This window comes from Methylocystis sp. IM3, assembly GCF_038070105.1.
Classification (GTDB): Bacteria; Pseudomonadota; Alphaproteobacteria; order Rhizobiales; family Beijerinckiaceae; genus Methylocystis.
On the sequence record NZ_JBBPBZ010000002.1, the window covers coordinates 1,611,723 to 1,624,224 of the forward strand.

The following is a 12,502-nucleotide window of genomic DNA, read 5'->3' on the forward strand; positions in this document are numbered from 1 at the left end:
TCATGCGCAAGACGTTGGTGACGGGCTTCTATCAGACGCCCCGGCGCCTGTCATTGACGCTCGGAAATCAAAGGCCTCAGAGGCCGGCGGGAGCCGGATTGCGAACCCCGTCGTTCACGAGCACGGAGCCGAGGCCATAGTTGAAGCGCGCCTCGCCAAGCGTGCGGAACTGCAAGGACACCATCACCGATTGGTTGCGCGCCGGCAGCCCCGTATAGGCCTGCGGCTGGTAGATCTGAGAATAATTGACCATCAGCGTCGCGCATTCGTCGTGGTAGCCGACGCCGGCGCCGAGTGCGGCGACCGAGAAGACCGGCGCGTTGCCGATGAGATTGGTGCCCGTGAAGGTCGTGTAGAGCGCCGGAACGGCCGTCAGCCCGTTATAGAGGTAGCGGCTCATGTCGAAGGTGACGGTGCCGTTGAGGAAATAGTTTTTGGTCAGATCATAGCGGCCGGTCGCGGACATGCCCTGGCGCCGCACATCGAAGCCGATGGCGGGCTGCGAGGCGTAATTCGCGTACTGGAGCTGGAAAGTGATCGGATCGAAGTTGATCGTCGAGAACAGATCGATGCGCTTGGCGACCATATTGTCCTTGTCGAAGCGCCCCTTGGCGACAAAGGTGACGAAGGACGCCGGCGCGAAGGCGAACCGGCCGACGATGTCCGAGACCCGCGAGTTGAGGCCCGAATCCAGGCCGACATTGGCCGCGTCCGCGGTGGCGTAGGAGTTCGCGCCCGCAATCTGGCTCGACTGGCCAATCATGGCGTTGACGAAGCCGCCATTGGCCAGCGACATGGTCGCCTGTCCGCCGTAGTTCAGGCGCACGCCCGTCTCGAAGCGGTCATAGCCGGAGAATTTGCTCCACTCGAAGAGCGTCGAGTCGTCGAAGACCAGGCTCTGCGCGTCCATGTTGACGAGCGAGGGGATCGAGGTCTGGTTCGGCCGCGCGACCAGCTGGACGATCGGCTCCACGACGACGCCGCCGAGAGGGCTGCGCGCAAGCAGCGGATAGCGCCACTCGGCGCCCACTCCCGGCAGGGCCTGACCGCGGAAACGCTGATCCTGCCCATCGAGGAAGAAGCCTTGCGCACCGTTGGGAATCGGCTGCCAAGAGTTGTTGTAGATCGGGAACGTGCCCTGGCGATCGTAATCCAGATAGCTGCCGACGAAGCGGGAGAAGGCGAAGGCCGTCCAGACGCCGCCGACAGGATCGATGACCTTGCGCTTCCAGGAGCCGCTCAGCGTCGCATGCTGATAGCCGCCGCCAACGCCACGCAGCAGACACTGGCTGTTCGCGGGTATCGTGCTGCGCTGATACAGCTGGCACACGTTATAGAGCCCGTAAACGGCGTCGAGCGTGCGCGGATTGATCGATTCGTAGTTTGCGACATTGGCCGAGGTGCTGGTCACATTGGCGTCGATCTCGACCTGGCCGCCGACGCCGGCGGTCCGGGCGGGGTCGATGTCGAAGACGCGATTGTAATCCGTAACCGGGTGGACGACAGGTTGCTGAGCCTGCACGTCGTTGGGCGACAGCACCTGGAAATAATAGCCGCGCATGTCGAAGAAGCTGCGCGGCCCCTGGCCGCTCAGATAGATCGTCGACGAGGATTCGCGGAAGAAATAGTTCTGAAGCAGATAGTTGTACTGCTTGTAATCCTGCAGGAAGAAGCGGTCCGACAAGGCGGTGATGTCCCAGCCGGCGCGCCAGCGGTCGTTGGGCGCGAATTCTCCCCGAGTCTGAAGCGCGCCGCGCCAACGCCGGTCGCCGGCCCCATAGGGCGCAATCGCGAAGGCGCTCTGGTCGCCGACATGCGTGCCTTCCGCGCGGAAGGTAAAGGCGCCATTCTCGAACCGCTTGCGGAACTCGCCTGTGAGGAACGGCCCCTGCCGCGAGAAGACGGTGGGCGTAATGGTCAGATCGGAATCGGGCGAAATCGCCCAGAAATAGGGCACGCCGAATCCGGCGCCCAATTGCGAACGATAGGTGACGACCGGCGTGAGGAAGCCGGACTTGCGCTTCACCGTCGGGTCCGCAGAGGACCAGAAGGGGACATAGGCGATCGGCACGCCGAACAACTCGAAGGAAGCGTCCTCGTAATAGATCGTCTTCTCGGCGTTGTCGTGGATGATCCGCTTCGCCTTGAGCTGCCAGGTGCGCGGCTTGGAGGGATCGTCCTTGCACGCCTCGCAGGCCGTGTAGGAACCCATTTCGAAGGTCGTGATGTCGTCGGCGCGCTCGGCGCGCGGCGAGCTGAAATGGGTGTTGTTGGCGGCGTCGACCTGGAGGCTCTCGATGAAGCCGTTCTTGAAATCGTCCGTCAGATCGAATCGGTCCGCGCGCGCGATCGTTCCGTCCCGTTCGGTGAGCTGGGCGTGGCCCTCGGCATAGACCCGCGAGGTGTTGCGGTCATAGACCACCCGGTCCGCCTCGAGAAGCCGGCCCTTGTAGAGAATCTGGACGTGGCCTTCGGCGGTGACGACGTTTTTCTTCTCGTCGTAGATCATCTCCCGGGCTTCGACGACCATGCGCGCGCCAGCATCCTGCGGCGCGGCGGGCGCGGCAAGGAGAGGCGCTCCGCCCGCGACCGCTGCGGCGGCGCCGGACATGACAGCAGAGAGAAAGCGGAGGCGGCGAGCGCGCATCAACCATCCTCCGAATAGAGCAAAGTAAGCGTGCCCAACATGCTCCCGACGAGTGCAGGCGACCAGGCGGCGACGAGAGGACTGATCATCCCCGCGCCGCCGAGATCTGATAGAACTTTCGTCACGATGTAGAGCACGAAGCCAGCTGCGACGCCACCTGAAAGCGTCTTGGCCACGCCGCCAAATCGAAAGAACCTTAACGAAAAACTTGCCGAGACGAGAACCATGGCGACGAGCAGCAGGGGACGCGCCAGCAGCGTCTGGAATTGCAGCCGGTAGCCGCTGGCGTCGAGGCCGGCCTCGGCCGTGCGCTCCGCAACGCCGGGAAGATCCCAGAAGGGGGTGCCCTGCGGCGGCGTCACCGCCGCGGCGGCCTGCTCGGGCGTGAGATCGGTCGCGAGCATGTAGGTCCCGACGAAACGGGCCGGCTCTCCCGGCGCGCTTACGGTCGACGACTCCAGCACCCAGACGCCCGGCTCGAGGTGGCCCTTCGCCGCCAGCACGCGCTCCACGAAGGCCCCGGTCGCCGAATAGATATTGACGCTGACCGCCGTCAGGTTTCGCCCCCCGTCCGCGGCCTGCTGGGCGTAGAGGACCGCCGTGCCGTCGACCCCATGCTGACGTAGCCAGAGCCCGTGGTCGAACCGCACGCTGCCCGGCCGGCCGAACAGTTCGAACTCCATCTGGTCCGAGCGCTCCTTCATGATGGCGGAAAGCGGATTGTAGATCGTCACCGAGACGATCCCGATGGTGAGGGCGGTGAGCACCGGCGGGGTGATGAACTGCCAGACCGACATGCCCGCGGCGCGCGCCACGATCAGCTCCAGCTTGCGGGTGAGGTCGACAAAGGTCGCCATGGAGCCGAACAAAACGGCGAAGGGGAGAATCATCTCCGCCGCCGCGGGGACCTTCATGGCTGTCATGAGCGCCACCGTGCCGGCGCCGGCCGCAGGATTGTCGCTGGCGCGCCGCAGCATCTCGACGAAGACGACGACGAAGGTCAGGCAGAAGATCGTGAAGAAAATGGCCAGGATGGTGCGCATGAAGCGCATGGCGAAATAGCGGGTGATCGTCATGCCGATCATGGCCGCGCTCCCGCGGCCGGGCAGGCCGGAGCGAGTGGCGCGCAGCTTCGCGTCATCGTCCCCATCGGTCCTGGGCTACCCCTCTCCAAGAAATCGGCGCCGAAGAAATTCACGGATCCGCCCGTTCAGCATTCGTTAAGAACTGGCTAGACGTTCGCGCCGCCCCAGGCAAGCGCGCGCGGCCTGGCGGGCGCGCGTCCAACGCATTCATTTTCCAAGCGTTGCTTTTCGGCAACGGCGCATTTAGTCGACGGATCGCGGCAATTTGGGGGCGCGATTTGACCCGCGCCCTTGGCCGCGATATTGCGCGCCCAATGTTCCTGTAGCGCGGCCAATCGCTCCGGACCGCGTCCTCACCGAGGCAGCCCATGTCCCTCAACGCCAAATTCGAGGTCCTCTCTTTCGACGACGCGGAAGCCGTCGCCCATGCGCCAGAAGAGGCCGGCCGGCCGCGCACTCTCGTCGTCTTTGCCGGAGCGGAGCTTGCGCTCGGCGCCCGCGCCAAGTCGCTCGTGAAGGACGCGGAGGGCCAGATCGAGCGCGCCGCCGACGCCGCCAAGTTCAAGGGCAAGGCTGGCTCCGCGCTGGAGATCCTCGCGCCGGTGGGCGTCGCGGCGAGCCGCCTCCTGTTGATCGGCGTAGGGGCCGGGGGCGCCGACGAGGCGGAGAAGCCGTCGAAATTCGAGGATTATCTCGCCCTCGGCGGCCAGACGGCGGCCAAGCTCGGGCAGAGCGCCTCGGCTGTCGTGCTGTTCGATCTGCCGGAGGCGCCCGCCGAGCCGGCAGAAGCGGCGGCGCAATTCGCGCTCGGCGGCTGGCTGCGCGCCTACAAGTTCGACCAGTACAAGACAAAGAAGAAGGACGAGGAGAAGGACGGCCCCGTCGAGATCAAGCTTGGCGTGGCCGATGCGGACAGCGCGCGCGGACTCGTCGCCGCCGCCGGCCAGACCGCCGAGGCGGTCGTTCTCGCGCGCACGCTCGTCAACGAGCCCGCCAATGTTCTCTCGCCTGAGGAATTCGCCCGCCGCGCCTCTGAACTCATGAAGCTCGGCGTCGAGGTCGAGGTTCTCGACGTGAAGGCCATGGCTGAGCTCGGGATGCGCGCGCTGCTCGGCGTCGGGCAGGGGTCCGAGAACGAAAGCCGGCTCGTCGTGCTGCGCTGGAATGGGGGCGCCGCCGACGCCGCGCCTGTCGCTTTCGTCGGCAAGGGCGTCGTCTTCGACACCGGCGGCATTTCGATCAAGCCGGCGGCCTCCATGGAGGACATGAAGGGCGACATGGCCGGCGCCGCCGCCGTCACGGGCGCGCTCTACGCCATCGCTGCGCGCAAGGCCAGGGCGAATGTCGTCGGCATTCTCGGCCTCGTCGAGAACATGCCCGACGGAAAGGCCCAACGCCCCGGCGACATCGTGAAATCCATGTCCGGCCAGACCATCGAGGTCATCAATACGGACGCGGAAGGCCGCCTCGTGCTTGCCGACGCGCTCACTTATGTCATCGAGAAGCACAAGCCCGCCGCCATCGTCGATCTCGCGACGCTAACGGGCGCGATTCTGGTGGCGCTCGGCCAGGAGTATGGCGGGCTGTTTTCCAATAACGACGAATTGTCCGAGCGCCTCGTCAAGGCCGGAACCGAGACCGGCGAGAAGCTGTGGCGGTTCCCGATGGGTCCCGCTTACGACAAGCTCATCGACTCGAAGTTCGCCGACATGAAGAACACGGGCGGTCGCCACGCCGGCTCCATTACCGCCGCCCAGTTCCTCCAGCGGTTTGTCGGCAAGACGCCCTGGGCGCATCTCGACATCGCCGGCACCGGCATGGGCTCGCCGGCGAGCGACATCAATCAGAGCTGGGGTTCGGGCTGGGGCGTGCGCCTGCTCGACCGCCTCGTGAAGGATTACTACGAGGGCTGACGCGCGCGCTTTGTGACATGCGCGCAGAGATGGCCGGGAAATGCCCGGCCGTCTCGCTCGGCTGTCGCAAGCCCCACGTTTTTTATTTGAAAACCCTTCGCTCCGTCCCAACTACGCGTTGTGTGACGCAGGGGGAATGCGCGCATTCCCCAACGCATCGTCCCGTGAATCGGGTTCGGCGAAAGAGCGAAAGGAAACTTCGATGGAACGCAGCTTTGCAGCCAGGGGCTGGAATGCCGACGTGGTGGCGAAAACCCTCGGCGTGATTTTCATCATCGTCGGCATCCTCGGCTTCTTCCCCAATCCGCTCGTCTCTTACCGTGGGGTCTTTGAGGTCAATACCTTCCACAACATCGTGCATCTCATAACCGGCGGCATCCTGCTCGCGAGCCCCTATTACAACGTGCCGGTGATCACGCTCCGCGTCTTCGGCGTCATTTATGCGATCATGACCATCCTCGGATTCATCTCGCTGCGGACGCTCGAGGCGATCGCCAATAACGCGCCGGACAACTGGTTGCATCTGGTGCTCGCGCTGGTGATGCTCTGGGCTGGCTTCGCCGCGACGGCGGAAGACACCGACAGGGTGACGACGGCGCATATGTGACGCGCCCTCTGGTAAGATGCATTGCGCCGCAGTCCGTCGCTGCGGCGCATCTATTTCAGGGAGGGTTGCATGAGCGCGCTTCCGCGTGACGTGAAGACGGCGATTCAGGAGGCCTTGCAGGAGCGTGGCGTCGACCTGTCGCGCATCCTCATCGAGGTCCATGGCGAGGAAGTCGCGGTCAAGGGCGCCGTCAACACGCATGAGGAGAAGGCTCGAGCGGAGCAGATTGTCGCCCGGCTCGCACGCCGGGCCCATATCCGCTGCGATCTCGCGGTCGCGCTGATCTATGAGGCGGAGGAGGACGTTGTCTATGAGGCGGGCGTCGAATCCTTTCCCGCCAGCGACCCGCCCTGTTGGGCCTCGCGCGCCGGCAAGACAACATGACCGCTGGGTCTTGCGCGCCGGCCGGAGATTGGCCATCAAAGGCGTCGCCGCCGGGCGGGAGGGCGCGCCACCATGGTCGAAATCTCCTTCTACCACCTCAAGACCCGACGCGTCGAAGACGCGCTGCCGACCTTGCTGGAGCGGTCTATCTCGCGCGGCTGGCGCGTCGTCGTCCAGGCGGCGACAGAGGCGCGGATGCGCGCGCTCGACGAGCATTTGTGGCGCTACAGGCCGGAGAGTTTTCTCCCGCATGGAACGCGCGCCGACGCCTCGCCTGAAACACAGCCCATCTATCTGACGACGACCGACGAAAATCCCAACCAGGCCGATGTCCGGATTTTCCTCGAAGGCGTGAGAGTCGCGCCTTGCCTTGCGAGCAAGGCCGCGCCGCGCCTGCGGGCGGTTCTTCTGTTCGAGGAGAACGAAGCGGAAGAACTTGCGAGCGCCCGCGCGCAGTGGCGCGAGTTGCGCGCCGCCGGCGAGACGCTCGTTTATCAGCAGCAGGATGAAAGCGGCCGCTGGGTGGAAAAGGCGCGCGAGCCGAAGGCAGCCTCATGACAAGCGAAGATTTCGCCGAGCGGCGCGCGAAGGCGCGCGCGCGTCTCGACGCCATCGATCCCCACAAGCGCGCGGGCGGCCTCGACGCCGATCCCTATCGGCGCGCATGGTTCGAAGCCGTTTACGAGCTTGCGGGCGACGATCCGGCCGGCGTGCCCTGGGCCGGGCTCGCGCCGCATCCCGCGCTCTCGCAATGGCTCGCCGGGCGCGCGCTCGCCGGCCTGCGCGCGCTCGATGTCGGCTGCGGGCTCGGCGACAACGCCGAGGCGCTCGCCGCGGCCGGCGCGCGCGTCACGGCCTTCGATCTCGCGCCGCGCGCCATCGACTGGGCCAAGCGGCGCTTTCCCGAGAGTAGGGTCGATTATCGCGCGGCCGATCTTTTCGGCGCGCCGCCGGCGTGGCGTGGCGTGTTTGATCTCGTACACGAGCTTTACACTTTGCAAGCCTTGCCCGACGCGCTTCTGCCGGAGGCGGCGCGGGCGCTCGCCTCCTTCGTCGCGCCCGGCGGCGCGCTGCTCGTCATTTCGCGCGCGCGCGACGAAGATCAGCGGATCGACGGGCCGCCCTGGCCGCTCTCGCGCGCGCAAATCGAGTCGCTCGCGGTCGATGATCTGCGCCTCGTCTCGCTCGATGACATTCCTGCCGATGAAACCATTGTCCGCCACTGGCGCGCCTTGTTTCGCCGAGAGGGCGGCAAGTGAGCGCGCCGCTGCTCTGCGTCGAGGGCGTGACGAAGAGATACGGCGCCGTCGCCGCTCTCGACGGCGTGTCCCTGGAGGTCGGGGCCGGCGAGTTCTTCGCGCTGCTCGGGCCGTCTGGCTGCGGCAAGACGACGCTCATGCGCTGCATCGCCGGCTTCGAGACGCCCGACGCGGGACGCCTGACGTTGCGCCGCGCCGATCTTGCCGGCGTGCCGCCCCATCGGCGGCCCGTGAACATGATGTTCCAGTCCTATGCGCTCTTTCCGCATCTCGACGTCTTCGAGAATGTCGCCTTCGGCCTGCGCCGAAAGGGCGAGGGCAAGGACGCGATCCGCGCGCGCGTGACCGAACTTCTGGACATGACGCAGCTCTCGCCCTTCGGCGCGCGGCGCATCAATGAGCTTTCGGGCGGGCAGCGTCAGCGCGTCGCGCTCGCCCGCGCGCTCGCGCCGCGCCCGGCCTTGCTGTTGCTCGACGAGCCGCTCGGCGCGCTCGACCGCAAGCTGCGGGAGGAGACGCAGTTCCAGCTCAAGGAAATTCAGCGCAAGACGCAGACCAGCTTCGTCATCGTGACCCACGATCAGGACGAGGCGCTCGCGCTTGCCGACCGCATCGCCGTGATGCGCGCGGGCAAGGTGGAGCAGATCGACTCGCCCGTGGATATTTACGAACGCCCGGCGACGCGTTTCGTCGCGGGCTTCGTCGGCGAGACCAATTTCGTGCAAGGATTCATCCGGCGGGACGGCGCCGCCGCCACATTCGAGACGCCCTTCGGCTTTCTTGCGCGCGCGGACTGCGCGCTGCCGGATGGCGCGCGCGCGACATTGAGCATAAGGCCGGAGCGCATCGGCGTTTCGCGCGAGGGCGCGGGCGTCGCCGGGCGCGTGGAGGATTTCGTCTTCCGCGGCGAATATACGCTGCTGCGCGTGCGCGTCGCGCCGGACGTGACGTTGCGCGTCGGCGCCTATGACGGCCGCTTTGCGATCGGCGACGAGGTCAGGCTCACGATTGCGCCCGACGCTGGCGTCCTCTTCGCGGACGAGCCATGAGCGGGCGGCGCCGGCTCTCGCTCAACCAGCGCCTCGCGCTGGCGATCCCTTATTTGTGGATCGCGGCCTTCTTCCTCGCGCCGATGGCGCTCATCGCGAAAATTTCGCTCTCCCACTCGGTGCTGGCGCGCCCGCCCTACGAGCCGCGTTTCGCGCTCTCGGATACGCTCGCGGCGTTCTGGGCCAAGGCGCAGTCGCTGACCTTCGACAACTATCGCGCGCTCGTTTCCGACAACCTTTATTTCGACGCCTATGTCTCCTCGCTCTGGATAGCGGCCGTCTCCACCCTCGTGACGCTCTTCGTCGCTTATCCCTTCGCGCTCGCAATGGCGCGCAGCCCGCGGGCATGGCGGCCCTTTCTCATCGGGCTCGCCGCCGCGCCCTTCTGGACGAGCTTCCTCATCCGCGTCTATGCCTGGATCGCGCTGCTGAAAGACGAAGGCCTCATCAATACGGCGCTCATGGCGCTCGGGATCATCGACGCGCCGCTCGTCCTCTTCGCCACGAGCGGCGCCGTGATCATCGGCATCGTCTATTCCTATCTGCCCTTCATGCTGCTGCCGATCTACGCCGCGCTCGAAGGGCAGGACCCGAGCCTGCGCGAGGCCGCGGCCGATCTCGGCGCCACGCCGGCGCAGGTCTTTCTGCGCGTGACGCTGCCGCTCTCGCGCGACGGCGTCATCGCGGGCGCGCTCCTCGTCTTCATTCCGGCGGTCGGCGAATTCGTGATTCCCGATCTTCTCGGCGGCTCGGACACGCTGATGATCGGCCGAACGCTCTGGAACGATTTCTTCGCCAATCACGATTGGCCGGCGGCTTCGGCGGTCGCCGTCGTCCTCGTCGCCATTCTGCTGATTCCGCTTCTGATGTGGGAGCGCGCCCGGCTGAGGGAAGAGGAGGGGCGCCGGTGAGCCGCTCCGCCAACGCCGCGCGCATCGCGACGCTCTCTCTGGGCTTCGTCTTCCTTTACGCGCCCATCGTCATTCTGGCGGCGATGAGTTTCAACGCCTCCCGGCTCGTCTCCGTCTGGGGCGGCTTCTCGACGAAATGGTATGCCGCGCTGCTCGAGAACGAGCTTCTCCTGCAATCCGCCAAGATCAGTTTCGCGGCGGCTCTCCTTTCGGCGGCCATCGCAACCCTTCTCGGGCTTCTCGCGGCGGTCGCGCTGGCGCGTTTCGGAGGCTTTCGCTCGCGCATGCTGTTTTTTGGCGCCGTTCACGCGCCGCTCGTCCTCCCTGAGGTGGTGCTGGGCCTCGCGCTGCTCTCCTGCTTCGTCGCGCTGGGCGTCGGGCGGGGGTTCCTGACGCTCGTCATCGGACATGTGACCTTCACCATGTGCTTCACGACAGTCGCGCTGCTCGCCGCCTTGCGCGGCTGCGATCCGACCCTCGAAGAAGCGGCGATGGATCTCGGCGCCACGCCCGCGAAAGCCTTTGTGCTGGTCGCCTTGCCGCAGATCGCGCCGGCCATGGCGAGCGCCTTTCTGCTCGCCTTCACCCTCTCGCTCGACGATCTCGTGATCGCGAGCTTCGCGACCGGGCCGGGGGCGACGACCTTGCCGATGCGCATCTATTCCCAGGTCCGGCTCGGCGTCTCGCCGCAGATCAACGCCATTTCGACGCTGTTGCTCGGCGCCGTGGCGGTGGCGCTCGGCGTCTCGGCGCTGGTCATGCAGGCGGGCAGACGCCGGGGATTGTGATTGACGGACTGCGCGCCACATAGGCAGCATGGTCCCCCGCTGGTTCGCCTTTCTGCCGAATTTCATCACCATCGCGCGGCTGGTGCTTACGCCCGCCATCATCGCCATGATGGCGGAGGCGCGTTGGCAGGCCGCCTTCCTGATCTTCCTCGTCGCCGGCGCGTCGGACGCGCTCGACGGCTGGCTTGCGAAGACGTTCAATCTCCAGTCGGAGCTCGGAGCGGTGCTCGATCCGCTCGCCGACAAGGCGCTTCTCATCTCCATGTATGTGACGCTCGCGATCAAGGGGCAGGCGCCGGCCTGGCTCGCCATTCTGATCGTCTCGCGCGACGCCCTGATCATCGGGGGCGTGAGCGTGGCCTGGTTCCTCTCCCGGCCAATCAAGGTCCGGCCGCATATCGCCTCGAAACTCACCACCGCCGCGCAGCTTCTGCTCGCCGCCCTCATTCTCGGGGGCGCCGCCTATGGCTTCCGTCTGGAGGCGCTGGAAACGTTCCTGATCGCGAGCGTCGCCGCATTGACGCTCGCTTCCGCGACCGTCTATCTGTGGGTCTGGGTCCAGCATATGAGGCCTTGAGCCATGGCGAAGCAGGAGCAGGGGGCCGCCGTCCGTCGCGGGGGGGCGCGCAAACCCGTGGATTTGTCTTCGGCGGCGGCGCCCGTGGCGGCGGCGCGGGAAGCGGGGCCGGAAACGCGGCAGGAAGCCCGGCAGGAAACGCGAATCGTGACGGTCAAATGGGCGGGGCTCAGCCTGGAGCGCCAGCTCATGCTATGGGGGGTGGCGCTCCTCGCCGTGGGCGCGATCCTGTATCTGCTCAGCCCGGTCCTCGCGCCTTTCGTGGCGGGCACGGCGCTCGGCTATCTGCTCGATCCTGTCGCCGACCGGCTGCAACGCTGGGGCGCGTCGCGGCTTGGCGCGGCGCTGCTGCTGCTTTCCGCCTTCATCGCCTTCGTCGTCACGGCGCTCGTCATCCTGCTGCCGATCCTCACGCATCAAATGGCGGGCTTTGTCACGGCGCTGCCCGGCTATCTGCAAACGCTGCACGGCCTCGTCATCGAGTGGAGCACGCATTTCTCGAGCCAGTATTTCCGGGAGTATCTCGAAAAATACGGGCTCGGCGGCGCCAGCGCGAATCTCGACGTGGAAAAGTATTTCAACGATCTGGCGAGCCAGGGGGCCGTTCTCGTTGGGGATTTCGCAAAGTCGCTGCTGCTGCGCGGCTATGCCTTCATCAATGTGATCTCGCTCATCGTCATCACACCGGTCGTGGCTTTTTACATGCTGCTCGACTGGGATCACATGGTCGAGATCGTCGACGATCTCATCCCGCCGCGTCATCGCGAGGATGTGCGGATGCTGGCGCGCGACATCAATCGCGCGCTGGCGGGCTTCGTGCGCGGCCAGTCGCTCGTGTGTCTCTTTCTCGGCGTCTGGTACGCTGTCGGTCTTTCCGCCATCGGTCTGAACTTCGGCTTTCTCATCGGCGTGATCGCCGGCATTCTGAGCTTCGTTCCCTATGTTGGCTCGATCACGGCCTTCGTGCTCTCGATCATCATCGCCATCGTGCAGGCCTGGCCGCACATCAACCTGCCGATCGAGGCGGTGGCGATCGTGACCACGGGCCTCATCATGGATGGCTATGTGCTCTCGCCGCGTCTCGTCGGCGCCTCGGTTGGCCTTCATCCGGTGTGGATCATGTTCGCGCTGCTCGCCTTCGGCGCGCTTTTCGGCTTCACGGGGCTCATCGTCGCCGTCCCGGTCGCCGCGGCGCTCGGCGCGCTGATGCGCTTCCTCGCCCGCCGCTACCGCGCGAGCGCGCTCTACCGCGAGCCGCCCTACGCCCGTGACCGGGCCTGAT

At 66.1% G+C, this 12,502-nt stretch carries 12 protein-coding genes; 10 read left to right on the top strand and 2 right to left on the bottom strand.

Annotated elements, in window-relative coordinates:
* Positions 1-76: 76 nt before the first annotated feature.
* Both WOC76_RS09735 and lptG read right to left on the bottom strand, forming a co-directional pair.
* Entirely contained in the window at positions 77-2,647 is a 2,571-nt protein-coding gene (locus tag WOC76_RS09735; protein WP_341107255.1) for an LPS-assembly protein LptD, read from the bottom strand.
* On the bottom strand, positions 2,647-3,732 hold the full coding sequence (lptG, locus tag WOC76_RS09740) for an LPS export ABC transporter permease LptG (RefSeq protein ID WP_341107254.1): 1,086 nt from the start codon (positions 3,730-3,732) through the stop codon (positions 2,647-2,649). Before lptG ends, WOC76_RS09735 begins: the two co-directional genes overlap by 1 nt.
* 368 nt (positions 3,733-4,100) lie before the next feature.
* Here lptG and WOC76_RS09745 point away from each other — a divergent pair, with 368 nt between their 5' ends.
* The 10 genes from WOC76_RS09745 (at position 4,101) to WOC76_RS09790 (ending at position 12,501) form a co-directional block, all read left to right on the top strand.
* A complete protein-coding gene (locus tag WOC76_RS09745) occupies positions 4,101-5,645 on the top strand; it encodes a leucyl aminopeptidase (RefSeq protein WP_341107252.1) in 1,545 nt (514 codons plus the stop codon).
* Between the two features lie 202 nt (positions 5,646-5,847).
* Positions 5,848-6,252: a DUF4383 domain-containing protein gene (locus WOC76_RS09750; RefSeq protein ID WP_341107250.1), complete on the top strand. Its 405-nt coding sequence runs from the start codon at positions 5,848-5,850 to the stop codon at positions 6,250-6,252.
* Between the two features lie 69 nt (positions 6,253-6,321).
* The gene (locus WOC76_RS09755; protein ID WP_341107248.1) at positions 6,322-6,636 is read left to right on the top strand and encodes a BON domain-containing protein; all 315 of its coding nucleotides are present in this window, start codon (positions 6,322-6,324) and stop codon (positions 6,634-6,636) included.
* Positions 6,637-6,708: 72 nt separating this feature from the next.
* Positions 6,709-7,194, top strand: coding sequence for a DNA polymerase III subunit chi (locus WOC76_RS09760; protein ID WP_341107245.1), 486 nt, complete (start codon positions 6,709-6,711; stop codon positions 7,192-7,194).
* Complete coding sequence (locus tag WOC76_RS09765) at positions 7,191-7,895, top strand: class I SAM-dependent methyltransferase (protein ID WP_341107244.1); 705 nt, start codon at positions 7,191-7,193, stop codon at positions 7,893-7,895. Before WOC76_RS09760 ends, WOC76_RS09765 begins: the two co-directional genes overlap by 4 nt.
* Positions 7,892-8,944, top strand: a complete 1,053-nt coding sequence (locus tag WOC76_RS09770; protein ID WP_341107243.1) for an ABC transporter ATP-binding protein — start codon at positions 7,892-7,894, stop codon at positions 8,942-8,944. Before WOC76_RS09765 ends, WOC76_RS09770 begins: the two co-directional genes overlap by 4 nt.
* On the top strand, positions 8,941-9,855 hold the full coding sequence (locus WOC76_RS09775; protein ID WP_341107241.1) for an ABC transporter permease: 915 nt from the start codon (positions 8,941-8,943) through the stop codon (positions 9,853-9,855). Before WOC76_RS09770 ends, WOC76_RS09775 begins: the two co-directional genes overlap by 4 nt.
* A complete protein-coding gene (locus tag WOC76_RS09780) occupies positions 9,852-10,643 on the top strand; it encodes an ABC transporter permease (protein WP_341107239.1) in 792 nt (263 codons plus the stop codon). Before WOC76_RS09775 ends, WOC76_RS09780 begins: the two co-directional genes overlap by 4 nt.
* 28 nt (positions 10,644-10,671) lie before the next feature.
* Positions 10,672-11,220, top strand: coding sequence for a CDP-alcohol phosphatidyltransferase family protein (locus tag WOC76_RS09785; RefSeq protein WP_341107237.1), 549 nt, complete (start codon positions 10,672-10,674; stop codon positions 11,218-11,220).
* 3 nt (positions 11,221-11,223) lie between these two features.
* The gene (locus WOC76_RS09790; RefSeq protein WP_341388159.1) at positions 11,224-12,501 is read left to right on the top strand and encodes an AI-2E family transporter; all 1,278 of its coding nucleotides are present in this window, start codon (positions 11,224-11,226) and stop codon (positions 12,499-12,501) included.
* The last annotated feature ends 1 nt before the right edge of the window (position 12,502 follow it).

What these genes read in the sequence shown, in the direction of transcription:
- WOC76_RS09775 (WP_341107241.1), top strand. Translation starts at nt 8,941, where the DNA reads ATGAGCGGGCGGCGCCGGCTCTCGCTCAACCAGCGCCTCGCGCTGGCG.
- WOC76_RS09750 (WP_341107250.1), top strand. Translation starts at nt 5,848, where the DNA reads ATGGAACGCAGCTTTGCAGCCAGGGGCTGGAATGCCGACGTGGTGGCG.
- WOC76_RS09765 (WP_341107244.1), top strand. Translation starts at nt 7,191, where the DNA reads ATGACAAGCGAAGATTTCGCCGAGCGGCGCGCGAAGGCGCGCGCGCGT.
- WOC76_RS09745 (WP_341107252.1), top strand. Translation starts at nt 4,101, where the DNA reads ATGTCCCTCAACGCCAAATTCGAGGTCCTCTCTTTCGACGACGCGGAA.
- WOC76_RS09790 (WP_341388159.1), top strand. Translation starts at nt 11,224, where the DNA reads ATGGCGAAGCAGGAGCAGGGGGCCGCCGTCCGTCGCGGGGGGGCGCGC.
- WOC76_RS09735 (WP_341107255.1), bottom strand. Translation starts at nt 2,647, where the DNA reads ATGCGCGCTCGCCGCCTCCGCTTTCTCTCTGCTGTCATGTCCGGCGCC.
- WOC76_RS09785 (WP_341107237.1), top strand. Translation starts at nt 10,672, where the DNA reads ATGGTCCCCCGCTGGTTCGCCTTTCTGCCGAATTTCATCACCATCGCG.
- lptG (WP_341107254.1), bottom strand. Translation starts at nt 3,732, where the DNA reads ATGATCGGCATGACGATCACCCGCTATTTCGCCATGCGCTTCATGCGC.
- WOC76_RS09760 (WP_341107245.1), top strand. Translation starts at nt 6,709, where the DNA reads ATGGTCGAAATCTCCTTCTACCACCTCAAGACCCGACGCGTCGAAGAC.
- WOC76_RS09755 (WP_341107248.1), top strand. Translation starts at nt 6,322, where the DNA reads ATGAGCGCGCTTCCGCGTGACGTGAAGACGGCGATTCAGGAGGCCTTG.